Source organism: Nodosilinea sp. FACHB-131 (assembly GCF_014695395.1).
Lineage (GTDB): Bacteria > Cyanobacteriota > Cyanobacteriia > Phormidesmidales > Phormidesmidaceae > Nodosilinea.
The window spans coordinates 231,738-257,166 of the sequence record NZ_JACJOF010000010.1 but is presented as its reverse complement, the minus strand read 5'-3'; the positions used below and the strand labels follow the sequence as shown (position 1 = coordinate 257,166).

General features: G+C 57.7%; 21 protein-coding genes. 16 read left to right on the top strand and 5 right to left on the bottom strand.

Annotation, left to right across the window (positions count from 1 at the left end; all coding sequences use genetic code 11):
• Positions 1 to 18 precede the first annotated feature (18 nt).
• Both H6F75_RS06425 and H6F75_RS06420 read left to right on the top strand, forming a co-directional pair.
• Positions 19 to 3,315, top strand: coding sequence for a DUF748 domain-containing protein (locus tag H6F75_RS06425; protein WP_190750344.1), 3,297 nt, complete (start codon positions 19 to 21; stop codon positions 3,313 to 3,315).
• Between the two features lie 80 nt (positions 3,316 to 3,395).
• The gene (locus H6F75_RS06420; protein ID WP_190750342.1) at positions 3,396 to 4,085 is read left to right on the top strand and encodes an ATP-dependent Zn protease; all 690 of its coding nucleotides are present in this window, start codon (positions 3,396 to 3,398) and stop codon (positions 4,083 to 4,085) included.
• Positions 4,086 to 4,091: 6 nt separating this feature from the next.
• Here the strand turns inward: H6F75_RS06420 and H6F75_RS06415 are convergent, their stop codons facing one another.
• Positions 4,092 to 4,685: a PAP/fibrillin family protein gene (locus H6F75_RS06415; RefSeq protein WP_190750340.1), complete on the bottom strand. Its 594-nt coding sequence runs from the start codon at positions 4,683 to 4,685 to the stop codon at positions 4,092 to 4,094.
• Between the two features lie 123 nt (positions 4,686 to 4,808).
• On the opposite strand from H6F75_RS06415, the gene H6F75_RS06410 reads away from it, so the two are divergent.
• The 6 genes from H6F75_RS06410 (at position 4,809) to H6F75_RS06385 (ending at position 10,393) form a co-directional block, all read left to right on the top strand.
• Positions 4,809 to 5,060, top strand: a complete 252-nt coding sequence (locus H6F75_RS06410) for a DUF3134 domain-containing protein (protein WP_073609481.1) — start codon at positions 4,809 to 4,811, stop codon at positions 5,058 to 5,060.
• A gap of 277 nt (positions 5,061 to 5,337) precedes the next feature.
• Positions 5,338 to 6,432, top strand: a complete 1,095-nt coding sequence (mraY, locus tag H6F75_RS06405) for a phospho-N-acetylmuramoyl-pentapeptide-transferase (RefSeq protein WP_190750338.1) — start codon at positions 5,338 to 5,340, stop codon at positions 6,430 to 6,432.
• A gap of 27 nt (positions 6,433 to 6,459) precedes the next feature.
• Positions 6,460 to 7,245 carry an isochorismatase family cysteine hydrolase gene (locus H6F75_RS06400; RefSeq protein ID WP_190750336.1) on the top strand — a complete coding sequence of 262 codons (786 nt, stop codon included), beginning with the start codon at positions 6,460 to 6,462 and terminating at the stop codon, positions 7,243 to 7,245.
• A 372-nt stretch (positions 7,246 to 7,617) separates the two neighbouring features.
• A complete protein-coding gene (locus tag H6F75_RS06395) occupies positions 7,618 to 8,289 on the top strand; it encodes a hypothetical protein (RefSeq protein WP_190750334.1) in 672 nt (223 codons plus the stop codon).
• Positions 8,290 to 8,442: 153 nt separating this feature from the next.
• Complete coding sequence (locus H6F75_RS06390; protein ID WP_073609484.1) at positions 8,443 to 8,781, top strand: P-II family nitrogen regulator; 339 nt, start codon at positions 8,443 to 8,445, stop codon at positions 8,779 to 8,781.
• Between the two features lie 274 nt (positions 8,782 to 9,055).
• Positions 9,056 to 10,393 (top strand): folylpolyglutamate synthase/dihydrofolate synthase family protein, encoded by a 1,338-nt coding sequence (locus H6F75_RS06385; RefSeq protein ID WP_190750422.1) that lies wholly within the window; start codon positions 9,056 to 9,058, stop codon positions 10,391 to 10,393.
• Positions 10,394 to 10,458: 65 nt separating this feature from the next.
• Here the strand turns inward: H6F75_RS06385 and H6F75_RS06380 are convergent, their stop codons facing one another.
• Complete coding sequence (locus H6F75_RS06380) at positions 10,459 to 12,327, bottom strand: metallophosphoesterase (protein WP_190750332.1); 1,869 nt, start codon at positions 12,325 to 12,327, stop codon at positions 10,459 to 10,461.
• A 160-nt stretch (positions 12,328 to 12,487) separates the two neighbouring features.
• Between H6F75_RS06380 and H6F75_RS06375 the strand changes: the two genes are divergently transcribed.
• The 4 genes from H6F75_RS06375 (at position 12,488) to H6F75_RS06360 (ending at position 17,789) form a co-directional block, all read left to right on the top strand.
• On the top strand, positions 12,488 to 13,348 hold the full coding sequence (locus H6F75_RS06375) for a hypothetical protein (RefSeq protein WP_190750330.1): 861 nt from the start codon (positions 12,488 to 12,490) through the stop codon (positions 13,346 to 13,348).
• A 93-nt stretch (positions 13,349 to 13,441) separates the two neighbouring features.
• The gene (locus H6F75_RS06370; protein WP_199303775.1) at positions 13,442 to 14,404 is read left to right on the top strand and encodes an RpoD/SigA family RNA polymerase sigma factor; all 963 of its coding nucleotides are present in this window, start codon (positions 13,442 to 13,444) and stop codon (positions 14,402 to 14,404) included.
• Positions 14,405 to 14,628: 224 nt separating this feature from the next.
• Entirely contained in the window at positions 14,629 to 15,213 is a 585-nt protein-coding gene (locus H6F75_RS06365) for a hypothetical protein (RefSeq protein WP_190750329.1), read from the top strand.
• 356 nt (positions 15,214 to 15,569) lie between these two features.
• Entirely contained in the window at positions 15,570 to 17,789 is a 2,220-nt protein-coding gene (locus tag H6F75_RS06360; RefSeq protein ID WP_190750327.1) for an AAA family ATPase, read from the top strand.
• A 440-nt stretch (positions 17,790 to 18,229) separates the two neighbouring features.
• Here the strand turns inward: H6F75_RS06360 and H6F75_RS06355 are convergent, their stop codons facing one another.
• On the bottom strand, positions 18,230 to 18,508 hold the full coding sequence (locus H6F75_RS06355; RefSeq protein WP_242019740.1) for a hypothetical protein: 279 nt from the start codon (positions 18,506 to 18,508) through the stop codon (positions 18,230 to 18,232).
• Positions 18,509 to 19,073: 565 nt separating this feature from the next.
• On the opposite strand from H6F75_RS06355, the gene H6F75_RS06350 reads away from it, so the two are divergent.
• Positions 19,074 to 19,814, top strand: coding sequence for a hypothetical protein (locus H6F75_RS06350; protein ID WP_190750325.1), 741 nt, complete (start codon positions 19,074 to 19,076; stop codon positions 19,812 to 19,814).
• 134 nt (positions 19,815 to 19,948) lie between these two features.
• Positions 19,949 to 20,212, top strand: coding sequence for a UPF0175 family protein (locus tag H6F75_RS06345; protein ID WP_190750323.1), 264 nt, complete (start codon positions 19,949 to 19,951; stop codon positions 20,210 to 20,212).
• A 40-nt stretch (positions 20,213 to 20,252) separates the two neighbouring features.
• On the opposite strand, the gene H6F75_RS06340 is transcribed toward H6F75_RS06345, so the two are convergent.
• Positions 20,253 to 21,968 carry an ATP-dependent DNA ligase gene (locus H6F75_RS06340; RefSeq protein ID WP_190750321.1) on the bottom strand — a complete coding sequence of 572 codons (1,716 nt, stop codon included), beginning with the start codon at positions 21,966 to 21,968 and terminating at the stop codon, positions 20,253 to 20,255.
• Between the two features lie 36 nt (positions 21,969 to 22,004).
• Positions 22,005 to 22,955 carry a succinylglutamate desuccinylase/aspartoacylase family protein gene (locus H6F75_RS06335; protein WP_190750418.1) on the bottom strand — a complete coding sequence of 317 codons (951 nt, stop codon included), beginning with the start codon at positions 22,953 to 22,955 and terminating at the stop codon, positions 22,005 to 22,007.
• A gap of 285 nt (positions 22,956 to 23,240) precedes the next feature.
• On the opposite strand from H6F75_RS06335, the gene H6F75_RS06330 reads away from it, so the two are divergent.
• Positions 23,241 to 23,786: an NAD(P)H-dependent oxidoreductase gene (locus H6F75_RS06330; RefSeq protein ID WP_190750319.1), complete on the top strand. Its 546-nt coding sequence runs from the start codon at positions 23,241 to 23,243 to the stop codon at positions 23,784 to 23,786.
• A gap of 264 nt (positions 23,787 to 24,050) precedes the next feature.
• Positions 24,051 to 25,424: a heterodisulfide reductase-related iron-sulfur binding cluster gene (locus tag H6F75_RS06325; protein WP_190750317.1), complete on the top strand. Its 1,374-nt coding sequence runs from the start codon at positions 24,051 to 24,053 to the stop codon at positions 25,422 to 25,424.
• The last annotated feature ends 5 nt before the right edge of the window (positions 25,425 to 25,429 follow it).

Sequence of the window (25,429 nt, the reverse complement as noted above, 5' to 3'; positions counted from 1 at the left end):
CTGCCTGGCGTTGGCTACATGGCTCTTGTCCGTCAAAAATTTTCTCACCCCAGGCTGACAGCGTGGTTTAAACCGGTGGCCAGGGCATGGCTGCCCTGGACGTTGGCCGGCGTCGTCTTGGGTGGCGGACTGCTGCTTAAAGCCCTGCACTCCCAAGCAGAACAAGCGATTTCAGCTGCTCTCCATCAACCCATTCAGCTGGGGGGGGTACGGGGAGTGGCGCAGTGGGGGGTTGTGCTAGGCAAAACCGTTATTCCTAGAACTGAAGCCAACGGGCTAGCGGGGAAAATTGATGCCGTTGTCGTTGTGTTGAACTGGCCAGAGTTGCTGCACCGCGGCAAGCTACAGGTGGCGGTCACCCTGGTGCGGCCCGAGCTATCGGTGATGGTGCCAGAACCGGGAGCGGAGCTTAACCTTCCTGGGGGGAGCGGGGCGGCGAGCGTCGCCGAGCAGCAGGCAACCTTAGATGGGCTCTGGGTGAAAGATGGCAAATTCACCCTCTATGCTCCCAGCGCTGATGTCGCTGACCCTAGACCTGCCGTCACAGTCCACAGTGTGCAGGCCGCAGTCCAGCTACCTAGTGGGCCGGCATCCCGTCAGGTTTCCTTTGCGCTGGAGGGGCTACTCGATCAAGGTCACTGGCGGACCAGCGGCATGGTCGATCTGGGGCGGCGATCGCTCCAGGCCAGTCTGCAAACCCAAGACCTGCCTCTATCTAGCCTCAGTCTGGTGCTGCCGCCAGCGGTGAACATTCAGGCTGGATTGCTTAGCAGCGATCTGAGGCTGACCACGCCCCTACCCAATGCGGTTGTGCCCCCCCTAGCGGCCCTTGACCTGCAAGGCACGATCGCTGTGCGGGATGGGCAAGGGGGTTTGGGCCAGCGATCGGCACCAATTCGCAACTTGCAAAGCCAGCTGAAATTTCAGGGGCAGCGGGTCACCCTGTCTGATACCCATCTCAACCTAGGCGCTATGGCGCTGACGGCGGCCGGTAGTCTCGACCTGAAGACGGGCTACGACTTGAGCGCCCAGGTGCCGCCGGTAGCTGCTGAGGATTTGCGAGCGGTGGTGGGCGATCGCCTGCCCCTCGATCCCCAGCCCTGGCAATGGCAGGCCAGCCTCACCGGGTCGTTTCAAGAGCCTGTCTTGGAGGTGCAGCCCGACCCCACCCTGCTGCCGCCGGGCCATTTGCCGCTGGATCTAGGCATGGTGGCGGTGGCCCTGGGAATGCGGTCTCAGGAGCTGCCCACGCGCGACTGGATTGGGCCGATTGAGAAAGCAACCTACAGTTTTAAGGGCAACGGAGCCTGGTTCACGCTCAGCGATGGCACCGTAGTACCGCCCCTGTCGGAGGCGGCCTACCAGCGAGCTAGTGAGGGGCTGGATAGTGGTCTACGCCCGGCCCTCGATCGCAAGTTTTTTTGGTTTTTGCAGACCAACCCCTACGTCACCGCGATCGCCGCCGATCTGGCCAAGGGCAGACTACTGACCTATCGTCAGGGCGATCGGTTCAATACCGACCGCTTTTTTCTAGAGTATTTTATGCCGGTCTACGTCGAGTCGAGCCGGGCGGCGGGGCTCGACCCCGGCGAATCGCTGTGGATGCTCGATCACTCCCTGCGCACTCTGCACGACCCGCTGCTGCGCCACCCCGACGCTCGACCGATTACCGCCGGGGCGGGCATCGTAGGTTCATTTTGGGCAGGTGAACAGCTACTCTCGATGCAGCAGTTGCTCACCCGCCCGCTGCTAGCTGAGCCAGGACGCACAGGGCAACTAACCCGCTTGGCCCTGCTCAGGCAGCTCAATGCCTCCACATCCCTGGAGAGTCGGCAGCTGTCGAGCAGTCCAGAGCTGATGTCGAAAATTCCCAACGTCACCTTTGGGGCCGAAGAGGGGGCGATCGCCCTGGCTCTGGGCATGATGCGGTTTGAGGGCGAGGGGCTTTATCCCGAGTCGCTGCGATCGCTAGCCGCCTCGATTGAACAAAACGAGCTAGATAAACATGCCCTGCGCACCACTATCACCAGCAGAATACAGGGCTTGGCGACCGAGAATAGAGCCACCCTGAGCTTTGCCCTGCTGCGGTTTAGCGATCGCGACTGGGCGCAGGTGGGCATGGGCAAGCATTTGTTTCCCGGTGGGGCGGCCCATCTCACCGGCGGCAATACGCTTTCAGTGATGGTGTCTCGACAAGAAAAGGCGGGCTACAGCCTGGAAGCAGCCTACCAAAACAGCCGCCTGCTGCTGCTAGAGCTGCTCGCTGGGGCGGACCAGGGATCTGGGGGCGATCGCATTGTGTTTGCTCTGCTCAAAGACCACGCCTTTAGCCCCCGCTTTTGGCAAATTTTGGCCCAAAAAGAGCCGCTGTTGACGGCTCAGCTGGGGGCGATCGCCGCCGACATCAGTACTTACCAACAGCTGGCCCAGCAGGGGGCCACCCTGCATGAGACGTTCTACGCGACCCTGGTCACCACCGATCAAGATATTGGCGTCAGCGCTACGCTCAAGCAGGCGGTGGGATTTCAGGCCCACCTGGCGCGCCTGCTCGACCAGGCCTTTGCCCCTGCTGATCCGGCTGACCCACGCTATCGTGCCTTTCGTCGCAGCCTGGCCATGTATCTCAGGGAAGCCCCCGACATTTCGGTCTATGGTGGCACTGAGGCAGCCCTGCGGGCCTACGGCCAAGAAACCCTCAACGTGCAGGAGCTGATCGCCGTCGATATGGCCGATGCTCCCCGCATTCGAGCGATGGCCCGACTGTATCACGAGGCTCTGGCCAGCGGCCTGATCACAGAGTGGGATGGGGCCGGATTGCAGCGCATTTTGCTCACCGGAGCGCTGCTGGCCGCCGGGGTAGACCGACCTGACTTGCCCCCGGCACTCCAAAGCGTAGGATTCCCCAGTGCCCAGTTTCGCCGCGATCTGTTGTTCGTGGTGGGGGTCGAGGGCATCCAGGTGGAAGCGACCCGGCTAGGCATCCAGGCCCACGACCATCGGGTGGATTTTCAGCCCGTAGCCCGACCCGGCTACCGGGCTCCAGCGCTAAATGGGGCTGATGCAGCCAGTTGCCCAACTGAACCCTATGTGGCGGCGATCGCCCTGGGATCTGCCACCGCCTTTGTCTGGGATGCTGAAGCCCAGCGCGTGGTCCTGCGGCGAGGCCGCACTCGCTGCCCGCTGCCGGAGGGCTGGACGGCGCTGTTCTTCCCGGCCCTGCTGGAGAGCGTGCCCATTGAGCACTCCGAGGCGGGGCGCGATCGCCTACAAAACAGCCTGCAAACGGCCAAACGACTGGAAGCTGGCATTTTTTGAGCCCTAGCCCCGCCTCCCCATCCTCGCTACCATAGAGCAGAGCGATCGCCGCTTAAGCTATCCAACCGCTGGAAGACCGCATGCGCGACACCACCCTCAACACCATTGCTGTCGTCATCTTTGGGGTGACCATGGCCAGCCTATTGGGGCCGCTAATCAACCTGTCGCCCGCTGTAGTGGCGGTGTTCGCCGCCGTGGGGCTGGGAGTATTCGCTGTCGATCAGCTGGGCTTGAGCGGCCGCATCGGCGACATTTTGATGGATACAGTAGCCTGGGCTTCCCCTGAACACCGCCAGCGAGTGCTGCACCACGAGGCTGGCCATTTTTTGGCGGCGGTGCTGCTCGACATTCCGGTTGAAGCCTACACCCTCAATACCTGGGAGGCTTGGAAGCAGGGGATTCCAGGCCAGGGAGGCGTGGTGTTTGGCCCCAGCGACCCAGCGGCCCTAGCGCGGCTCACGCCCCAAACCATTGACCGCTACTGTCAGGTGTGGATGGCGGGCATAGCCGCCGAGCAGATGGTCTACGGCGATGCCCAAGGGGGCGGCGACGATACTGCCTCCCTGGGCCAGTTTTGGACGATGCTAGGGCGCTCGCCCGCCGAAGCTCCCCTCAAACAGCGCTGGGCCACCCTCCAAGCTAAAACCCTGCTCGAGAAGCACCGCGATGCCTTCGACGCGCTGGTGACAGCCATGGGCGATCGCGCCCCGGTGGCCGATTGCTACGCCATTGTGGAAGCGAACCGCGCCTCGGTAGAAGCTGCGGCCTAGCTCTGCCTACACTTTTTGCAGCACAAACAGACTGCCTTGGTTGCCGCGCCCAATTCGCAGGTCATCGTCGAGGTAGGTGACTTCGAGCCAGCCCGCTTGGCGATCGCGGTTAATCCTAAAGTCAATGCCTTGAAAGAGTGAGAATGTTGGGGTAGTTTGCATCGCCCCAACAAACTGGGACGGCGATTCATACCCCAGCGCCTGCCGTAGCCCAATTACACCTCGCTCAAAGCCCACATTCACCCGCTGGGTAGACACAGCCTCTAGGGTCGCTGCCACTGCCACCAGCCCTGACAGGAGGGGAGGGCCGTCCACCTCGGCAATGTTATAAATCCGGTTTTCGGCCAGGCGGATGCACTGGTAAATAGGGCCAAGGGAGGCCAGGGGCAGGCGATCGATATTCAGCAGTTCGCGGCTGGTGGTGTAGAGCAGTCGCCAGTCACCGTTGAGGCGATCGGTGGCCTGGAGCGGGTTAGGGGTGGGGTTGCGGCCCTCCAGGGTGGCGGCGGCTGCTTCAATCGCGGTGCGATCGCTGGGGCTGCTAGCAATGCCTCGATTGACAGGGGCCACGGCCTCCAATAGCTCAGCTTTGCCCAACATGGCCCAGTCTCCACAGCAGTACCACGGGCATGATAAGGCAAAATTTCGGGCAGTGCCCCCTTGGGGTCTCTGCTACGATGGAATGTCTGTGTATTGCCTCGTTATTGGTACAAGACCACCGCTATGTCTAACAAGTATTACAACCCGTCTTTGCGCCAGGTGCCCCGCAACGCCAAGGCCCCAATTTTGCCCTCCAACGGCGACTCATCCATTCTGCACTGGCTGGAGAGTATCGGTCGCCTGCGCAGCCGCGATGTCGTTGAGACGATCCCCGACGAGGCTGAAAACGAGGAAATTTCCGATCTGATGGGCAACGACGACGCCTTTGAGGATGATGACGATACCGATCTCGCCCTCGACGATGACGACGACTAAGCGTAGCCCGTCTAAAAACGCTGCAATTAGGGGAATCTGGCCGCTGGGCGTAGCGAAACTCGAAGGGGTTTTAGCGAGAACACGCTGGCCCCTGTCGGCTGAGGCCGCAGAACTGGAGGTCGCATCAATACGCCGTTAAGTGTTGTAAAACTTCGTTCCCAAATGAGACTATTCATTTAAGCTTCCTGACTATTTCCGGGCGCTAAATGTAGTCAATTGGAAGATCATCCAGTAGACTCCTGATGGTGTGCGGTGTGAAGCAAGTGAGGAATTGTTTGTGGATGCGAAGTTTTTAGCCTCGGGGCGGCTATCCCTGAATGGCCAAACGCTGTTTTGGCTGCTGGGTCTAGGGCTCAGCGCCGCTGCCGTCGGGCTAGATGGAACCTTAGGCAATGCCGTCAGCCTGGGTGCCTCAATCACCGTTCCCTTTATTGTGGCCGCTCTGGGCAGCAGCCTGCTCGGCTTTTCGGCGGTTCCCCTGCTGCGGGCGCTCAAAACCGGTCAATTTATTCGTGAAGAAGGTCCCCAGGGCCATCTCAAAAAAGCGGGCACTCCAACTATGGGTGGCGCTTTTTTTGTGCCGGTAGCGGTCATTGTTGCCCTAGTGGCGACCGGCTTTGCCCGCGATGCGGTGGCCGTATCGCTGCTGACCTTGGCCTACGGAGCCATTGGCTGGGTTGACGACTGGCAGGTCATTCAGCGGCGCTCCAACAAAGGCATCTCGCCTCGCACCAAGCTAATCCTACAGATTGCGATCGCGGTGCTATTTTGCCTGTGGGTACTCACCAGTCAGCCCGCCAGCATTACCACCGTGGCACTGCCCCTGGGTCTGGGCTTACCCCTCAGCTTCTTGTTTTGGCCCCTAGCTGGGTTTGTGCTAGTGGCCGAAAGCAACGCCACCAACCTCACCGACGGCCTCGACGGGCTAATGGGCGGCACGGGGGCGATCGCCTTCATGGGTCTTGCTGCCATTGTTGCCCCCACCCACCTCGACCTGATGGTATTTTGCGCTGCTATGGCCGGTGCCTGCCTGGGCTTTTTGCTCCACAACCACAACCCCGCCCGCGTCTTCATGGGCGATACGGGTTCTCTAGCTCTGGGTGCGGCTTTAGGAGCCGTGGGCATTCTCAGCGGCAACCTGTTTGCCCTGCTGGTGCTGACCCTGCTGTTCTTTGCCGAAACCCTGTCGGTGATCATTCAGGTGGGCTACTTCAAAGCCACCAAAGGCCCCGACGGCGTCGGCAAGCGTTTCTTTAAGATGGCTCCGCTTCACCACCACTTTGAGCTGTCGGGCTGGTCTGAGATTCAAGTTGTAGCTGTGGCCTACGCGGTAACGGCTGGGCTAGCGGTGCTGGCCCTCCAGGTGAGATAACCAAATCGCGCTCCTGGGAGGTTGGTCATGGATGTCTCAAACCTGCGCCCTTTAGGCCACTCACCCAATGCCTGGTGGGTCAACGAGCAGGTGGCTGATATCAGCCGTCAAGCGCTACAGCCTCGACTGGCCACCCTTGTCACTCAGACTAAGCAGGTGCGGTTTGACCTCGCCAAAACGGTCTGCTTGGTCATTGACATGCAAAACGACTTTTGCCACCCCAATGGCTGGCTAGCCAGCATTGGGGTCGACGTAAACCCGGCCCGCCGGGCGATTCAGCCTTTGCAATCTCTGCTGCCTCAATTGCGATCGGCTCAAGTGCCGGTGGTGTGGGTCAACTGGGGCAACCGCCGCGATCGCCTCAACCTCAGTGCCGGCCTGCACCATGTCTATAACCCCAGCGGTGCCGGTGTGGGCCTCGGCGACCCCCTTCCGGCCAACGGTGCCCCTGTGCTCACCAAAGGCAGCTGGGCGGCGGCCGTGGTCGATGAGCTAGAATCTCAACCTCAAGACATTTGGGTTGATAAGTACCGCATGAGCGGCTTTTGGGATACGCCCCTGGACAGCATTTTGCGCAACCTGGGCAAAACCACCCTACTCTTCGCTGGGGTGAATATAGATCAGTGCGTTATGGCTACCCTGCAAGACGCCAATTTCCTCGGTTATGACTGCGTTTTGCTGAGCGACTGTAGCGCCACCACCTCCCCCGACTACTGCGCCCAGGCCACTGTCTATAACGTCAACCAGTGCTTCGGCTTTGTGGCCGATAGCGCTGCCCTAGCAGCAGCCCTAGAGCCTTCTGTAGCGCTCTAGCTGAGGAGGCTATACCTGGATATCGGTTTCGAATTGGTTTTTTAAGTCGAAGTCCACATTAGACCCAAAACCCCGCACCCTTTGACAGTCGAATCTACTTCTAGGGTGAGACAGTTGCTAAAATCCACTGTCCACAACGGAATTTGAGGAATTGCTGGATACAGATGCGAATTGAAAATTCAACGTTCCTCGTAGGGGCAAACGGCTGTTTGCCCTTAATCGAATTCATGCCACCCTTCAGCAATGCCAAATTTGTAGGCGCCAAAACTTTTCTTGACTAAAACTGGTGCAGTTGCTCTAATGTGAACTACCCTTGGGCAGACCAATTTTCAGGCTTCTTTTTCGTTCTTAAACGCCCCTTCTACCGTCATCATGAACGTACCCTATTCTCCCGAATCTGCTTACCCTGGAGCCGTCGCCCCAGAAGCACCCCAGGGCAGCCGTCAGGCTCCTTCGGTGCCGATCTCGGTGTACCGCGAGCTAGCCACAGAACTGCGCGCTACCCAGGGCATGGTCGATTCGCTGACCCAGCAAAATCAGCAGCTCAACCAGCAAAACCAGGTGCTGCGCCAGGAAATGATTCGCTTTGCGGACTCGGCAGCTCGCCTCAAGCAGGCGATCGAGGTCAGCCAACCTCAGGCGATCGAGCCAGAGAGCATTATCCGCCCTGTCACGACCTCCTTGGGCATTGAGGCCCCAGTAATGGCTGCAACTTACCCCATAGCTGAAGAGCCTTCGGCTTCTCTGCCAGAACGGCTATCAGAGTCTATGGGAGAAGGGGTATCGACCCTAGCCAGCCAGCTAACTCAAATGGTGAAGCCCAAGGCAAAGAAAGCGCCCAAAATGCCGCCCAAACGGCCCCAGGCAGCGCCTCAGCGGCTTTACACCGAAGAGCGGATCGATGCTAGCCGTCCTAGTCAGCTGAACCAGAAGTCGTCAGACTTGAGCGGTCTGTGGTTGGCTGCAACTATTCTGCTAATCGTGATCAGTGCTTTTGGGGCCGGTTTCCTGATTATGAAGCCGCTGCTGAGCAATTCTCGTTAGAACGCTGAATTACCGTCTATAGCTTGCTTTTCCAGCCGCTTTGACTCTGCTCACCTGACTTTTTGTAGCTGACAATACAGTATTGTAGGGGTCAGGCCCGATACACATAGACCGAAGCTAAGAGATATCCGCTGAAGCACCCTGGTTTGATCTATGAAAAAAATAGAAGCTATTATCCGCCCCTTTAAGCTTGACGAGGTCAAGATTGCTCTGGTTAATGCCGGCATTGTGGGTATGACCGTTTCGGAGGTGCGCGGCTTTGGTCGCCAAAAAGGACAGACCGAGCGCTACCGAGGCTCGGAGTACACCGTTGAATTCCTCCAGAAGCTCAAGATTGAAATTGTGGTCGAAGAGGCCCAAGTCGACACTGTAGTTGACAAGATTATTTCCGCCGCCCGCACTGGCGAGATTGGCGACGGCAAAATCTTCGTCAGCCCCGTCGATGAAATCATCCGCATTCGCACCGGGGAGAAAAATACCGAGGCTGTGTAGCCCTGGCCCAGGCGCTAATGTCTTAACTCAGGCGCAGCCCAGGCTGCGCCTTTTTCATGCCCGTTCACCACTAGTGACCTACTTTGGGGCCGATTGCCCTGATGATGCTCAACGACGCTCGGTGGATAACAGCATTGCGTATTTTGTCGTTGGATGGGCATCGGTTGGGATTAGCCCTCGACGGTCAATAGAGAGAATAGTTTGGGATAAGGGCGATCGCCCTTCGATAAGATGCTTATTGACCTAGCTACCCGTTCCTCGCTGGCGGAGAGAACTGCCCGTGTATCAGCCTCAGATAGAACAAGAGCAACAGATTGAGAGCATCCTGGCCCCCTTTGGGCGATTTGGGGTTGAGCTGGGGCTAGAACGCATTCAACGATTGCTGGGAGCGTTGGGTAATCCTCAGCAGCGAGTGCCGCTGGTGCATGTGGCGGGCACCAACGGTAAGGGGTCGGTGTGTGCTTACCTGGCGGCAGTGTTGGGGGCAGCAGGGTATCGGGTAGGGCGCTACACTTCACCGCACCTGGTGAGCTGGCGAGAGCGCATTGTGGTCAATGGGGAACCCATTGCAACTCAGGATTTGGTTGCTCGGCTGAATCAAGTGGTGGCGGCGATTGACCCGTCCCAACCCTCGCCGACCCAGTTTGAGGTGTTTACTGCCGCTGCTTGGCTGCACTTCGCCGAGGCCGGGGTAGATCTAGCGGTGATGGAGGTAGGCCTAGGGGGGCGACTCGATGCCACCAATGTGGTGGACGTGCCCCTAGTGAGCGTAATTATCTCCCTCAGCCGTGAGCACTGGCAGCGCCTCGGCCCCACCCTGGCCGATATTGCCCGTGAAAAGGCGGGGGTGCTAAAGCCCGGTCGTCCCGCTGTAATTGGTCCGCTGCCTGCTGAAGTAGCGGCGGTGGTGCAGGCTCGTTTGGCCGAATTAGGCTGTCCGGCGGTGTGGCCTGAGCCCGCTGTTGCTTTGGGGGAGGGGCAGGCTCGCTACGGTAGCGGTAATGAAGCCATTACCTATCCCCTGGCGCTTTTGGGAGAGCACCAGCTCACTAATTCGGCGATCGCGATCGCCACCCTGCTCAACCTGCGCGCGCAGGGCTGGAGCATTACCGACGATGCGATCGCCCAAGGCATGGGCCAGGCTCGCTGGCCGGGACGTTTGCAGTGGGTGACCTGGGGGCAGGCCGCTGAGAGCTACCCGCTGCTGATCGACGGAGCCCACAACCCGGCGGCGGCTGAGGTGCTGCGCCAGTATGTGGATAGCTGGTGGGCTAGCCAGATTAGAAAACCAGCGGGAACAGCGTGGCTGATGGGAATGCTCTCGACCAAAGACCACCGCGATATTTTTGCGGCCCTGCTGCGGCCAGGGGATGCCCTGCATCTGGTGCCTGTGCCAGGGCACGAGACGGCAGCGCCGGAGGAACTGGGGGCGATCGCGCGATCGGTGTGCCCTGACCTGGCCCAGTGCGAAGTCCACAATTCCCTCAGGGATGGCCTACTCGCGATCGGTCAGGCCTCAGCTCAGCTCAAGGTGCTGTGCGGTTCGCTATACCTAATCGGCCACTTTCTCGCCACCGAGCGCTACGAGGATGGAGAAGGGCAGGGACGATGAGACAGTGCGGCAAGTGAAAGGTCAAACAACCCAATAGCCCTACTCCAGACTGCTCCCTCGTCCGCTCATCGGCCCACGATAAACTCATCAAACTTCACCACCGCCGAGTCCGGCTCCCGCGTGTCGAAGTAGTAGCTGCTGATGGTGCCCGTGCCCGTGTCAAACACGCTAAAGGCGGTGATGTCGTTGCTAGCTAGATAGGGCAACGGCTGGCCGCTGTCGTCCCGCAGGGGGGCGATCGTGGGCACTACGGGCTCTAAACTATTCGGGTCGCCTTGGGCTACGTAATCGTCTGGAGAATAGGTCACCGCCGAGCCCTCTATCGTCTCGGGGGGAACGGGGCGAGATTGATCTTGCCAAAACGCGCCGTAGGAATTGCCCACGTTCGAGGTTTCGAGGTAGTGGGTGCCCTGGGGCGACACAAAGCGGTTCCACAGGTGTGAGTGACCGTAGAAGACCAGGTCTACCCCGGCCTGTTCGAGCAGGGGCACCAGGTCGCGGGCGATGTAGTCGTCGGCACGGGGGTACTCGTAACGAACAGCGGTGAGGCGGCCAGCACTGTCGCGATCGTAGCGGCGCACGGGGTTGGTGAAGGCCGGCACGATGTTGTCGCCCAGGGTGTGGGGTGGATGGTGCAGCATCACCACCTTGTATTTGGCCTGACGAAAAGCCTCGCTGGCCAATTCCTGCTCCAGCCACTGATACTGCAAGCTGCCCTGCTCAATGGGTTCAAAAATGTGCTGGCCGTGACCCCAGTTCTGCGGCGTGCCCAGGTCGGCTTCGCGCTCCTGGTAGCGGCCCCGTACGGTAGCATCAAGGTTGTAAGGTCGCCAAATCTGAGTAACGTAGAGCGATACCAGGCGAACGTCACCAAAGGTGGTGGCATAGTAGCGGCTGGTGGTTTCGGAGCGATCGCGGTTGGGCACCGGGGTGACCGGCAGGCTAAACAGAGCTTCGTAGGTATCGCTGTTAAAGGAATTGTCAACAATCCACTGGTCGCGCAGGGCGGAGTCGCCAGCGGGGTTAAACAGCTCGGTATTGGCCTCGTACAGCTCCACTGCGGCCGATCGCGGTATGGCCTGGTTGAACTGCTCTCCCAGGGGCGCCGCTGGGGTAAAGCGACCCATTACCTCGTGGTTGCCCAAAATCGGAAACAGCGGCGCGTGCTGAATGATTTCGCCGCCCTGGTAGGTCACGGTACGGCCGTTGCGCTCTAGGTTGTAGCGAGTGTTGCCCTGCAAACAGGGAAAAAAGCCAACGCCCCGGCTGTCGTCAAACCACTCTGAGGCGCGATCGGGAACGTTGACCAGATCGCCCGCAAAAAATACCGCATCTACTTGACCCAAGGTCTCTGACACCTTTTGCAGGTTGGCAGAGACCATAGGCATGTTTTGGTGGTCGGAGGTGAGCAAGATCTTAGTAGGCTGACCGGCTACGGGGGCTCCAGCAAGGGTGAACGTGCGACTTTCGGCCACGGTGCCATCGGGTCCGGTGCTGGCTACTCGATAGGGCACCCGCTGCCCTGGAGGCAGCCCCGTAACTGCGGCCTCATGCCGCCAAATCGGGCGCGCCACGGTCTGCTGTAGATCCAAAAAGTTGGGGTGCTCAATCCGGGACTGACTGTCTTCTCGGGTTCGGGCCAACCGCGTGGTAGTGGCCGGGGCTCGATTGGGTAGATTAGCTTCGGGTGATTGATCGGGGGAACCCCACCGCACCTGGTGGTCCTGTCCCTCAAACTCGGTAAACCACACCACTTGCACCGCACCAGGGGTAGGGTACTGCAAAAATGGATCGGTCAAAAGTTGGGTGGTCACAGCACTGGCCTCGGGGGACGGAGCAGCAGATAACTGACGGGGCTCCAGGGCGATTAAAAGGATGGCTGTTATCGCCAGCAGCAGGCCCGTCGTGAGTAGGGTCAAGTCTTTTCGCCGCATTGTTTCCAGCCTTTGTGGGTAGAGCCTCGACAGCCCTAGCGTAGCGGCAAATAACGACAATATAAAAACTGTCTGCCCGCTGATAACACTATCTAAAACATGTGCCACCTTGAGAACGTCAAACGCTAATATTTACCGGCGCAAAACAACGGGCATGGGTATGACATTTCCTTTCAAACTCAGGGTGGGTCAGCGCTCTCTCCGGTGGTCGGGGGGTGGGTTGCTGGCGCTGCTCTCCATCGGGCTGCACGGTGTGCTGCTGGCTTGGCCGATGCCCGAGTCTAGCCCAGAGGCCCCAGAGAGTTTGCCGGAGAGCCTGATCGAAATCCCCGCTCCGACTACGACCGTGGGGGTGCTGCGGCTACCGACAGCCGTTAAGCCTGCCGAAACTGTTGCGGCCGCCCCAGCCCCTCAGTCGCCCCAAGCCCCAGCTCCCAAAGCACCGCCTGTTGTCCGCTCCGCTCCACCCGCTGCTCCACCTCCGGTCCCTTCGCCAAGCCGAGTTGAGCCGGTAGAGGCTAAACCGACTGCCCCACCTGCGGATGTTGTTGACCTGGAGCCGGTGCCCCCAGAGCTACCGCCCGCAACCCTTGACGAGCGCCTGCGCGATCTAGGGCAGTATCAGTTTAATCAGCAGGCTAAATCGCTAGTTGCTGATGAGGTGGCCTTTCACACCGCTGTCGTGCCGGGGTGGCTAGAGACAGAAGGGCAAGGTTTAGGCGACAGCGAGGTGCCCGTCCTAGGGAGCAAACTCGCCCCTTTGCAGGTTACCTATCCTCTGGCCAGCTGCCTGACGCCAGCCCCCGCTGAAGGGCTGGTTGGGGTGATTGTGAATGCAGCAGGTCAACTGGTAAAGGAGCCAGTCTTGCTCGACAGCACAGGTTATACAGTACTGGATGAGAAAGCACTAGAATTGGCCCTACAGCGCAGCTTTGACCCTCAAGCTGGCAGTTTACCCAACCCCCGAGCCCACTGGCTGCCGGTGCAGGTGCAGTACGACGGCGCTAACTGTAGCTCTTAAGGTATTCTTAGCCTTCCTCCCCTTGGGTAGAGGCATGGAATAGCAACCCTTGTCATAGTGGCAGGTAAGTCGATTGCCACTACTGATTTCCCCATGGCTCAAGCTATTTCCACATCTAGCAATTCTGTTCAGGCGTACCTGAAAGAAATTGGCCGCATCCCCCGCCTGACCCGCGACGAAGAGATTTCGCTGGGTAAGCACGTGCAGCAGTTGAATCATCTCACTGATATATCGACTCAACTGACGAATACCTTGGGCCGCGAGCCTTCAGAAGATGAGTGGGCGGCGGCGGCTCAGATATCGCTTGACGACTTGCACCAGCAGATTGCTGCCGGGGAGGCAGCTCGTCGCCGCATGGTGGAAGCCAATCTGCGCCTAGTGGTTTCGATCGCTAAAAAGTACACCAAACGCAACCTGGACCTGATGGATCTGGTGCAGGAGGGCACCATGGGCCTTCAGCGTGGAGTCGAAAAGTTTGACCCCACCAAGGGCTTTCGGTTCTCAACCTACGCTTATTGGTGGATTCGCCAGGCGGTAACTCGGGCGATCGCAGAGAAAAGCCGCGCCATCCGCCTGCCCATTCACATTTTTGAGAAGCTGACCAAGATCAAGCGCGCCCAACGCCATCTAGCTCAGGAACTGGGGCGCACCGCTAACCTTGAAGAAGTGGCCAACTACCTCGACATGCCCCTAGTGCAGGTGCGTCAGTTCCTATCGCAGTCGCAGCAGCCCATGTCGCTAAACGCTTTGGTGGGCGACAAAGGCGACACTGAGCTGGCCGACATGCTGGAGGATGAGCAGGGGCGATCGCCCGAAGAATACGCGGCTCAAAATAGCCTCAAGCAGGATATATTTCGCATTCTCGATCGCCTGACGCCGCAGCAGCGAGAGGTACTGGTGTTGCGCTTTGGCCTTGGCACTGGAGAAGGGCTGTCGCTCTCAAAGGTGGGCCAACAGCTCAACGTTAGTCGCGAACGCGTGCGCCAGATTGAGCGCGATGCAATTAAAAAACTGCGCTATGCTCGCCACGACTTAAAGGCATATCTAGCTGGTTAAAAGCGAGCCAGGCAATCGGCTCTGGATGGGCAAGGGGTAAAGCCTCTTGCCCATCTTTGCGATCGCACTGGCCCTCTCACATCTCAGACAGCCGCCAACTTATTTGGATTAAATACTTAAGAAATACTAACTTTATGCCACTGCTCTTTCGCGGCTGATATTTGCGTCCTAAACGGGGGATTACTAAAGAGCACATTTTATAGAAGCCGGAGCTGTTATAGGGTATGCAATATCCCTTAGAGATTACTTTTAAGGTTTGGACGATTGCGCCTAAGATCACCGTTACAGATGCTAACGGCAAAGTTGTATTCTTTGTTAAGCAAAAGTTATTTAAGTTAAAAGAAGCGATTGGCGTCTTTGCTGACGAAGCCCAAACTAGAAGGCTTTATGACATTAAAGCCGATCGAATTATTGATTTTTCGGCTCGCTACAATTTTACCGATAGCAACGGGGCGGTAATCGGGGGCGTTAAGCGGAAAGGCATGCGATCGCTGTGGAAAGCCCACTACGATGTTTTTGACAATGCCAGCAGTAACCTGCACATTCAGGAAGAAAATCCCTGGGTTAAAATACTTGACTCGCTGTTTCAAGAAGTGCCAATTTTAGGGGCCTTGAGTGGCTATGTGCTCAATCCTAAATACCTGGTAAAACGCAGCGATGGCACCGTAGTCATGCGTCTCGAAAAGCAGCCCTCGTTTTTGTCTCGCAAATTCATCGTTAAGCCCATCGATCAGCTGTCGTCTCAAGAGGAAACTCAGGTACTGCTCAGCCTAATCATGATGATTTTGCTAGAACGGGCTCGCGGTTAAGGCTGTAGCCGTTAACGGATCTATTTGCAGCTTTAAAACTAGACCAGGCTGGCTGGGTTAGAAAGCATTCAAGGAGCGATTTTCTGAAGCCCCAGTCCTATGCCGATCCCCCTGTTTACCTCGTAAAAGGAAACAGGGGGATTTTAAGCTTTGCGATAAGAACAGAGCTTTTCGAACGCTTAGAAGCAATATCCAGGCTTTGTAGAATTTTGCGATCGCTTCTCCAACAAATTGATAGCAATTCATATTCATCGAATTGCTGCGGAAGAGCTAGGGTTTAGGGCTATACCATAGAAAGGCTGGGATGATAATGCCAGTAGCTTTGGTGTTTATTAGCCCTACTTCGCCCGAGTCCGATGGATCTTTTTGACCACAGCCGCCAGGAGCAGATTGGCCGGGATGCCCCCCTGGCGGCACGGCTGCGGCCTAGAACGCTAGACGAATTCATTGGCCAGGATGCCGTGGTGGGGCCGGGGCGACTGCTGCGTCGGGCGATTCAAGCCGACCAGCTGTCGTCGCTGATTTTTTTTGGGCCGCCGGGCACGGGCAAAACTACCTTAGCCCAGATCATTGCCAACACGACTAGCGCCCACTTCATTGCGCTAAATGCTGTGCTGGCGGGGGTAAAGGATATTCGTGAGGCGATCGCCTCGGCCCAAGACCTGCGCGGCCAGTACGGCAGGCGCACAATTTTGTTTATCGATGAAGTGCACCGCTTCAATAAGGCCCAGCAGGATGCGCTGCTGCCCTGGGTAGAGAACGGTACGGTGATTTTGATTGGGGCGACGACGGAGAACCCCTACTTTGAGGTCAACAAGGCGCTGGTCAGCCGATCGCGCATTTTTCAGCTTAAACCGCTAGAGTCAGCGGATCTGTATCGGGTGGTGGAGCAGGCGCTGGCGGACAAGGAGCGGGGCTACGGCGATCGCCTCATTCAGCTTGAACCCGCTGCGCTGGATCATCTGGTAAACGTGGCCAACGGCGATGCCCGCGCCCTGCTGAACGCCTTGGAGCTAGCGGTCGAAACCACGCCCCCAGACGGGCAGGGCCAAATCCAAATCACCCTGGATGTGGCGGAAGAATCGATTCAGCAGCGGGCGGTGCTTTATGACAAAGAGGGCGACGCCCACTTCGACACTATCAGCGCCTTCATTAAGAGCGTGCGCGGCTCTGACCCCGATGCGGCGCTCTACTGGCTGGCCCGCATGGTCTACGCCGGCGAAGACCCCCGGTTTATCTTTCGCCGCCTGGTGATCTTGGCCAGCGAAGACGTCGGCCTGGGCGATCCCCACGCCGTGACGGTTGTGACCAGCTGCGCCGCCGCCTTTGACCGAGTGGGCATGCCCGAGGGCCGCTATCCTCTAGCTCAGGCAACGCTGTATTTGGCCACCGCTCCCAAGTCCAACAGCACCATGGGCTTTTTCGACGCCCTATCCGCCATCGAGCAGGAGCGTGAGCGCGAGGTGCCCAACCCTATGCGAGACGGCAATCGCGACAGCAAAGGCTTTGGCCACGGCAAAGGTTACCTGTACCCCCACGCCTACCGCGACCACTGGGTCGAGCAGCAGTATTTGCCCAGCGGCTTGCAGGGGCAGGTGTTTTACCAGCCGTCGGCTCAGGGCTACGAGGCTTCGATTCAGACCCAGGTGGCCCAGCGGCGCGAGGCCCAGCTAGCGGCAATGGTTGACGGCGGTGGTGCGCTGCCCGAAGCGCTCACCTATAGCCCCGACGACCCAGCCCGCGATCGCTGGTTACAGCGCACCCTCAGTCAGGCGGGCGAGCAGCTGGGGGCAGTGCGCGATCGCATCTTTGCCCTGGCCTCACCTCAGCGCCACCACCGCATTCTCGACCTCAACGCCCGCACGGGGCTGCTTACCTGGGAGGCTCTGCGCCAGGTGCCCGAGGGCGGCGTTTACGCCCGCGTGCACACCGCCCAAGATCAGGCAGCGCTCGAAGAACAAGCGGCCCAGCTACCCGAACTAATTCGTCCCGTGTTTGTGCATGCTGACTACGAAGCTCTGGCCGCTTACCTCGCTGCCCACACGCCAGGCGTTCGCTTTGAGCGCATTGTGGGGCGCAATGCCTTTGGGCAGGTGGTGAATCGAGACCGATTTATCGAGATTGTGCAGCACCTGCTATCTCCCAGTGGCGTGGTGGTACTGGCCGAAACCATCCCCCGCCACAGCCAGCGCATCTCGGCCTTGATAGATGTCGCGGGATTGAGCAAGGCCCTGGTCAAGCGCTGGCACCAAGCGGAAGATGCGATCGCCCACTCCGCCACCGACCCCCGCTTCAACTGGCAAGCCGATACCCTACAAACCCTCTTTCTCAAAGCGGGCTTTACTGTTCAGCTCACAGAGGATGTTTTGCACAGCAGCATCTATGTGTCGTCAGCACTGTTGCAGTGCTGGTTTGCGGTGGGTGGCACCCCACCTAGCTACCGCGATCAGCTGGCCGAGCACCTGTCTGACAAAGATGTAGCGACAGTTCAACAGACTTGTCAACGGCAGTTGCAGGGGCAGACGGTGCAGTGGCGATCGCCCCTGGTCTACCTGGTGGCCAGGGCAACTTCCTAATAATGTTAAGCCTGAGTTAGTGCGACTACCGCTTGCTTAAGGCGATCGCCAATTTCATCTTGGGCAACGTCTAAAAGGACTGCTGTAGCCTACCCAAGAGTCAAATGCGGGGTGAGATTGCTAAACAGCTGTGCCACTTTGACGATCAGCGGGCCGTGTTTGACGATCAGCAGGCGCAATACGTTAAACAGCTGTGCCACTTTAACGATCAGCTATGCCACTTTAACGATCATCGGGCTGTGTTTAACGATCAGCGGGCGCAACACGTTAAACAGCTGTGCCACTTTAACGATCAGCGAGTGCAACATGCTAAACAGCTCTGCCACATTGGCGATCGCAGGGCACTGATTACGACTAGGGGCGATAGGGTACCGGGTTCCTTTGCCTGTAGCCTAGTCTGGGCAGCAGCACCAGGAACCCGATACCTACGACTAAGAAATTTACTCGATCAGCACGGTTTTGGTGAGAATAGCCATCCACGTTTGGGGTTCACCTGGGTGCCCTGGCTCAATGCTATTGGACGGCACAGGGATGGGGTCGCTCCAGTCGTTGGGGTTGGCGTAGCCGTAGGCGTGAAGGATTTTGATGGTGCGGTCTATGCCTAATCGGCTGCCGTAGAGCAGGTGACGCACGCGCTCTGGGCGAGGATGGGGCTGGGCGGGCTGGGCAGGCGGAAGATACGACGCGCCAGAGGCGTCGGGTTCGAGATATTCAAACATCGGTTCTGTGTTCCTTCTATGGGTTTGAGGAAGACAGAACGCGAAAACCCTAGCTAACCGCAGCTGAGGTGCAAACTGGGAGAGCTAGGGTACGATCGACCTTAGCCCGGCAATCTGCGCAAGAGATTTGCGGGGTTAGCTGTTTGTCGGTGTTCCACCACCGGCAGACAGCGCCAAAGTTTTCGAGTTCTGTGTAGTAACCGCTCTGCTGAACGGCTTAATGGATGATGATAGTGGTGCGATCGCTCCCCGTCAACCGTAGGGTCCAACAAAGGCATAAAGGTAGTTTGAGAGACCTCTGTTGCTTAAAGAGGGCAGTTATACTGAATTTTTCTACATAACATACCCTGTAGAGTATTAGGCTGACGTATTTCCATCTGATTACCCCTGTAGAGTTATTAGACTGACAATTTTCTATCGAATATGCTTGTGCGACATATTAGATAAAAAAATCTCTCTCTGATAACGAGTTAGCTGCTATAAGTTCACTTATTCTATTTAAGGGAACCGTCAGAGTACAAAACAACCTCATTTTTAACCTATACTTTCAATCGATTTAGTCATTGTGGAAGCAATTCAATTGCCAAATAGCGGCACAGTTATTACCGATAGTGATAGAGGACTGCATATTGTCATTTCCGTGCGCAAAGAATGGGGCATGGTTATATTGTGTGCACTTACTCTTCTTCTATCTGGAATAGTTACTCTGGCAATGTTGTTTGCAATCCCGGATGTACTTGGCGATCCAAGCAAACCCTTTTGGTTATTTATAATTTTTCTAATAGTTTTTATCGCAGCTGATATTTTAATGGCCGGGTTAATCTTTTGGAATTTAACTGGAAGAAGGATTATCCACGTTAACAGCATCCGCATGATCTTACAATACAAAATCTTAGGTTTTTCTCGTGAACGGAAGTTTGACCTAGAAAAGATTCACAATCTACGGGTTAGAAACCTTAAGGAGGTTCAATTACCTGGAAGTGATGCCGAGCGCATGGATGACAAAACATTCATTGCTTCACTTGACAATTATTCTATTACCTCAATGGTTAGTGAAACCTTTTTTGATCGTTTAATGAAAATTGATTTGACGAAGCTTCACAAACTTCGGTTTGACGATCTGAGAACGTCTAAAGATCCGTTAGAACCGTTTCGATTTTCTCGTGGGTTTTGTAGCGGCATTCTGTTTGAGTACAACACAAAGCGTTACGAATTTGGCATGGGCATAATCAACGGTGCGGAAGCAGAGAAGTTGGTTAACATTATCACGCAACGCTATCGAATTTTAGGCCCTAAAAGGGGTTGAATTAGCTCATTAGTCTGACATTACTGATCAGCGAAGGATAGAGATACACCTCTTTGTTTACCCGATAGGGTGCTGATCTGAAAGTTATGCTAAATAATGACTCCCGTATCCTCCACGGCCAACGGAGCTGAGCTATGAATATCACCCTCCCTAGTGACATTGAGCAGCGCCTGCAAGCACACGTGGGTAGCCTATCGCAAAAAGCTTTAGAAGCCGTAGCCGTTGAGGCGTACCGTTCAAAGCTCATCAGTGCAGCCGAAGTTCAACGCATGCTTCAACTGCCGTCCAAGTTAACTACTGATGCCTTCCTTAAAGAGCACAAAGCCTACTTGCACTATGCAGAAGCCGACATAGAGCAAGATTTAGAGGCTGTCGATCGCGCCCTGGCCAAATCCTGATGGTTGTTTGCGACACGTCACCGATTCGGCCCGAGGTTGCTCATCCAAAGGTCGCTAACAACTCCCTAGCCGACTCTAGGGTATCGGCTTCGGCGGCAGGTTTATCCTTTCGCCAGCGCAGAATGCGGGGAAAACGCACCGAAATACCCGACTTGTGGCGGGTCGATGCGGCAATGCCCTCAAAGCCAATCTCGAATACGTGAATCGGCTCCACCGATCGCACCGGTCCAAACCGCTCCGTCGTGTGGCGACGAATCCATTTATCCAGCGCGTCAATCTCGGCATTATCCAGCCCGCTGTAGGCTTTGGCGAAGGGCACCAGCGTATCGCCCTGCCAGAGGGCAAAGGTATAGTCGGTGAAGAGGTTGGCCCGCTTGCCACTGCCCGCCTGGGCGTAGATCAGCACCGCATCCAGGCTCATCGGCTCAACCTTATACTTCCACCAGTAGCCGCGCTTGCGGCCCACCAGGTAGGGGCTGTCGATTGCCTTCACCACCAGCCCCTCGGCCCCCTGCTGGCGCGAGTTTTGGCGCAGGGTCGCCAGTTCGGTAAAGGACTGAAACTCAAGGGGCACAGACTGATGCAGGTTGGGGGCGGTGTGCACAGCCAGCAGAGTGGAGAGCGACTGGGTGCGATCGCTCCAGCTTTTCTCCCGAATATCGATGCCGCCGTACTCCAGCAGGTCGTAGGCGATGAAGTGGACAGGGCTATCTTCCATTACCTTTTTGCTGACTTTCTTGCGGCCTAGGCGCTTTTGCAGGTGGTTAAACGACAGCGGCATGCCGTCTTGCCAACAGAGAATTTCCCCATCCATCACAATGCCGTTGGGGAAGGTGGCCATCATCGCCTCCACTTCCGGAAACTGGTCTGTGACCAGGTCTTCGCCCCGCGACCAGACAAATACCTGGTCGGCCCGCTTAATCACCTGGGCGCGAATGCCATCCCACTTCCACTCCGCCCGCCAGCGGGAGCAGTCCTCGCCCTGAAATTTTTCTTCGTCCAGAGAGGTGGCCAAAAAGAACGGGTAGGGCTGGCTGGGAGCATTTTGCGTGGCTGCTTCACTGGTCAGGCTGGTGTAGAACTCGACCGTGGGGCTAAAGTCGCCCATTAGCCGGTGGGCCAGCACGGCTTCAGAAACACCCGTGGCAGCAGCGAGGCCCTTGATCACCAGCTTTGCCGATGCACCGACCCGAAAGGCTCCAGTGAGAATCTTGTTGAGTACAAAGATCCCGGTATTGTCTAGCGCCGCCCACCAGGAGACGATCAAATCGCGCCGTTCATCGTCGGTCTCCATGGCTTTATACATGGGAATAATGTCCTCCATCCACTGGTGCAGCGAAACAGAGGGGGGTCGACCGGCCTGGGGTTGGCGATCGGCATCAACCTGGGAGGGCTGGGCGCCCCTAGCGGAAACATTGCTAGTTTGGCTGCCCTCTGCTTTAGAAACCCCAGCCGCCAAGGACTGGCCGGGCAGATCCACATCCCGCAGCAGCAGCGCAATCACCTCCGCTGAGTCGCCCACCTGGGCGTAGCAGTCCTTAAACAACCACTCGGGAATATCGGAAATCTGCAAGAATACGTCCCGCAGCGTCCGCGAGGTCACCAGGCGGCGGCGGGTTTTGCCCAGCAGCAGGTAGAGCGCCCAGACTTTGTCGGCGGGTTCGGCCTCTTGAAAGTAGGCTTGCAGCGATCGCACCTTCTCATTGGTCGAGGTGGTCGCATCTATATCCGAAAAAAGCTGGGTAAATCGCTGCATGGTCTAGCGGGATGGGCGGGCGTCGCTGTGCTCATCCTACTGTTCTTGCTCGATCGCTGCCTTGACGCTGGCGACGTGAACCAGAGCATCGCCCTGGTTGACCAACGGGTTTTGGCTGTGGCCAATCACAATACCTGCCATGGGGCTACGCACCTGCACCGGCTTGTCGCCAAAGGTATCGCTGATAAAGCCCAGGGGCTGGCGCTGCTTGACTTCATCGCCCAGGGAAACCGATCGGTGCCAGATGCCGCCGCGAGAGGCACGGACCCAGCGAGTCTCTCGCACTTCTAACGTCGATGGCTGGTCCATGGCTGGCGGCGTATACATGCCTAGGTAGGCCATCACCCGGTAAATGCCATTAACCCCGGTTTGAATTGCCGATTCGTCGAATCGCAGCGCCTCGCCCGCTTCGTAGAGCAGCGTGGGAATGTGGCGTTTAGCGGCGGCTTGGCGCAAGGAGCCATCGCGGTGGGAGGCGTGGATGATAACTGGAGCCCCAAAGGCTTTGGCAAAATCGTAGGTGGCCGGATCGTTGAGGTCGGCCCGCACCTGGGGCAGGTTAACTCGGTGAATTGCAGCCGTGTGCAGGTCAATGCCATGGGTGCACTGACTGACCACCTCCCGCATAAACAGGGCCGCTAGCCGGCTGGCCATCGACCCTCGGCTAGAGCCGGGAAACGAGCGGTTGAGATCGCGGCGATCGGGCAGGTAGCGGGACTGTTCTAGCAGGCCAAAAATGTTCACCACCGGCACCGCAATCACTGATCCAGCTAGGCGATTGGGCCTAAGCGACTTAGCAATCCGGCGAATGACGTCGACCCCGTTGAGCTCGTCGCCGTGAATGGCGGCACTGAGCCAGAGGCGCGGCCCCGGCTTTTTGCCGCTGATCACCGTCACCGGCAGCGACATCATGGTGCCGGTAGTCAGGCGAGCCACTGGCAGGTCGAGCCGCACCCGCTTACCCAATGGAATTATTTCGCCCCCAATGGTGAGCGGGCTCAAGGGAACGGCAGCCGGGGTCGCCAGCGGCGGGCCAACGGCTCGAACGCATTCGAGGGAATTTGGTGAGGGTTTGCCCAAGGCAACCGGCGGGGTAATTTGCCGTCACTATAGCCGATTAACCGTGGGGCATGGCCGTTTTGTTGGAGGACGTTTTATTGAGAAGAGCCTTAGCAAAGCTGATCGAGAGAGCGTGGGCTAGTTGACAAATCGTGACAATCCTTATTAACCTGAAGTCATTACGATTATGCTTAAGCGAGCAGGAGGTATGCAGTGGTGAAGTTTGTCGGTATCGCTGGTAGTTTGCGGCCCAATTCCTATAGTCAGCTGGCGCTGGGGCTGGTATGCGATCGCCTTGGCGCCCTCGGAGCTGACGTTGAGCAACTCGACCTACGCGAGATGAACCTGCCCCTCTGTCACGGCGGCAAAGATTATCCTGATCACCCTGACGTAGAGCGTTTGCGCCAGGCGTTTCTTGAAGCTGACGGCTTTGTGCTGGTTACCCCCGAGTACCACGGCAGCGTCAGCGGCGTGCTGAAGAACGCCCTAGACCTAATGAGCTTTGACCAGCTCGACGGCAAAGTAGCTGGGGCAGTCAGCATTCTCGGTGGTCAGTCCAACAATAACGCCCTCAACGATCTGCGCACCATTCTGCGCTGGGTGCACACCTGGGTGGTGCCCGAACAGGTGGCGATCGGCCAGGCTTGGCAAGCCTTCGACGATCAGGGCAAGATCGTAGATGAAAGGCTTTCTCAACGCCTCGATGGTCTCGCCCAAAGTCTTTACGACAACACCCGCAAGCTGCGCGGGGTGGATTAAACCTAGTCTTCTAGTTACCATGCCTGCCCCCGCTCTAAGGGGGCTTTTTAAGGCAATTCCTTTAGCAGAAACCCAGTGGATCTTCAAAGGCCTACCCCTTTCTAAGAGAGCTTTTTAAGGCAATTTTCCCAGAAGAAATTTGAGAGATCTCCCACCCGATCTCCTAAGCCTATCCCTACGCTCATCATTGCGGGATCTTCGCTGCCCTAAGGTTATTCGGTGGGCAATCGCGCTAGGCTGAAAGCAGCCCTTACCCACGTTTCCATGACGACCTCAGAGTCTTCAGCGCCCGCCGCTTGGCCCACCGCTGCCAGTGTTGCTGACGGGTTTGATGCCCAACATCCCCCCGACCCCAAGCTGATTGATGCCTGTGTGCACTGCGGGTTTTGCCTCACCACCTGCCCCAGCTACCGCGTGCTCGGCACCGAAATGGACTCACCTCGGGGCCGCATTTATTTGATGGACGCCATCAACACGGGCGAAGCGCCCCTGTCGGCTACTTCGGCAAAGCATTTTGACTCCTGCCTGGGCTGCCTGGCCTGCACCACCGCCTGCCCTTCCGGAGTGCAGTACGACCAGCTAATTGCAGCGGTGCGACCCCAGGTGGAGCGCAACCATGAGCGATCGCTGCCAGAACGATTGGTGCGATCGCTGATCTTCAGCCTGTTCCCCTATCCCACCCGGCTGCGGGCAATGGCCGGTCCCCTGTACCTTTACCAAAAGCTGGGGATTTCTCAGCTGGTGCAGAAAACCGGGCTGCTAGCCAAACTATCCCCCAGCCTGGCGGCCATGGAATCGCTGCTGCCCCCAATCACCGCCGAGAGCTTTCAAGATGACCTGCCCGAACTGATTCCGGCAGTGGGCGAACAGCGCTACCGGGTGGGCATGGTGCTGGGCTGTGTGCAGCGCGTATTTTTCTCAGATGTGAATGCGGCGACGGCGCGGGTGCTCAGCGCCAACGGTTGCGAGGTGGTGATTCCCCACGAGCAGGGGTGCTGCGCGGCGCTACCCGCCCACCAGGGGCAAGCGGCTCAGGCCCAAACCCTGGCCCGCCGCATGATCGACTGCTTCGAGGCGGCCGAGGTCGATTACGTGGTGATCAACGCGGCTGGCTGCGGCCATACCCTGAAGGAGTACCACCATATCTTGCAGGATGACCCGGAGTATCGCGATCGCGCCAAAGCCTTTGTGGCCAAAGTCCGCGATGTGCAAGAATTTCTCGCCCAGGTGGGGCTGACAACGCCACTGCACCCCATCACCTCAGGCGCTCTGCCCATCGTCTATCAAGACGCCTGCCACCTGCTCCACGGCCAAAAAATCAGTCTTCAGCCCCGCCAACTACTCAAACAAATTCCCGGCGTCACCCTGCGAGAACCCATTGATGCCGCCCTCTGCTGCGGCAGCGCCGGAGTCTACAACATGCTGCACCCTGACGTGGCGGCAGAGCTAGGCCAGATGAAGGTAAAAAATCTGCTGAATACCGGCGCGGCCCTGGTCGCCTCCCCAAACCCCGGCTGCTCGCTGCAAATTCAGCAGCACATGGCTGGGCAGGCGCGATCGGTGCCGCTCTTTCACCCCATGGAGCTGCTCGATTTTTCAATTCGCAATCTGCCGCTGCCGTTGGAGAAGTCTGTTTGACTTTG

Coding starts and splice junctions, on each gene's coding strand:
- H6F75_RS06410 (WP_073609481.1), top strand. CDS start 4,809: ATGTCTAACAAGTATTACAACCCGTCTTTGCGCCAGGTGCCCCGCAAC.
- H6F75_RS06340 (WP_190750321.1), bottom strand. CDS start 21,968: ATGCAGCGATTTACCCAGCTTTTTTCGGATATAGATGCGACCACCTCG.
- H6F75_RS06345 (WP_190750323.1), top strand. CDS start 19,949: ATGAATATCACCCTCCCTAGTGACATTGAGCAGCGCCTGCAAGCACAC.
- H6F75_RS06365 (WP_190750329.1), top strand. CDS start 14,629: ATGCAATATCCCTTAGAGATTACTTTTAAGGTTTGGACGATTGCGCCT.
- H6F75_RS06325 (WP_190750317.1), top strand. CDS start 24,051: ATGACGACCTCAGAGTCTTCAGCGCCCGCCGCTTGGCCCACCGCTGCC.
- H6F75_RS06415 (WP_190750340.1), bottom strand. CDS start 4,685: ATGTTGGGCAAAGCTGAGCTATTGGAGGCCGTGGCCCCTGTCAATCGA.
- H6F75_RS06420 (WP_190750342.1), top strand. CDS start 3,396: ATGCGCGACACCACCCTCAACACCATTGCTGTCGTCATCTTTGGGGTG.
- H6F75_RS06400 (WP_190750336.1), top strand. CDS start 6,460: ATGGATGTCTCAAACCTGCGCCCTTTAGGCCACTCACCCAATGCCTGG.
- H6F75_RS06425 (WP_190750344.1), top strand. CDS start 19: ATGGCTCTTGTCCGTCAAAAATTTTCTCACCCCAGGCTGACAGCGTGG.
- H6F75_RS06395 (WP_190750334.1), top strand. CDS start 7,618: ATGAACGTACCCTATTCTCCCGAATCTGCTTACCCTGGAGCCGTCGCC.
- H6F75_RS06355 (WP_242019740.1), bottom strand. CDS start 18,508: ATGTTTGAATATCTCGAACCCGACGCCTCTGGCGCGTCGTATCTTCCG.
- H6F75_RS06375 (WP_190750330.1), top strand. CDS start 12,488: ATGACATTTCCTTTCAAACTCAGGGTGGGTCAGCGCTCTCTCCGGTGG.
- H6F75_RS06360 (WP_190750327.1), top strand. CDS start 15,570: ATGGATCTTTTTGACCACAGCCGCCAGGAGCAGATTGGCCGGGATGCC.
- H6F75_RS06370 (WP_199303775.1), top strand. CDS start 13,442: ATGGCTCAAGCTATTTCCACATCTAGCAATTCTGTTCAGGCGTACCTG.
- H6F75_RS06390 (WP_073609484.1), top strand. CDS start 8,443: ATGAAAAAAATAGAAGCTATTATCCGCCCCTTTAAGCTTGACGAGGTC.
- H6F75_RS06380 (WP_190750332.1), bottom strand. CDS start 12,327: ATGCGGCGAAAAGACTTGACCCTACTCACGACGGGCCTGCTGCTGGCG.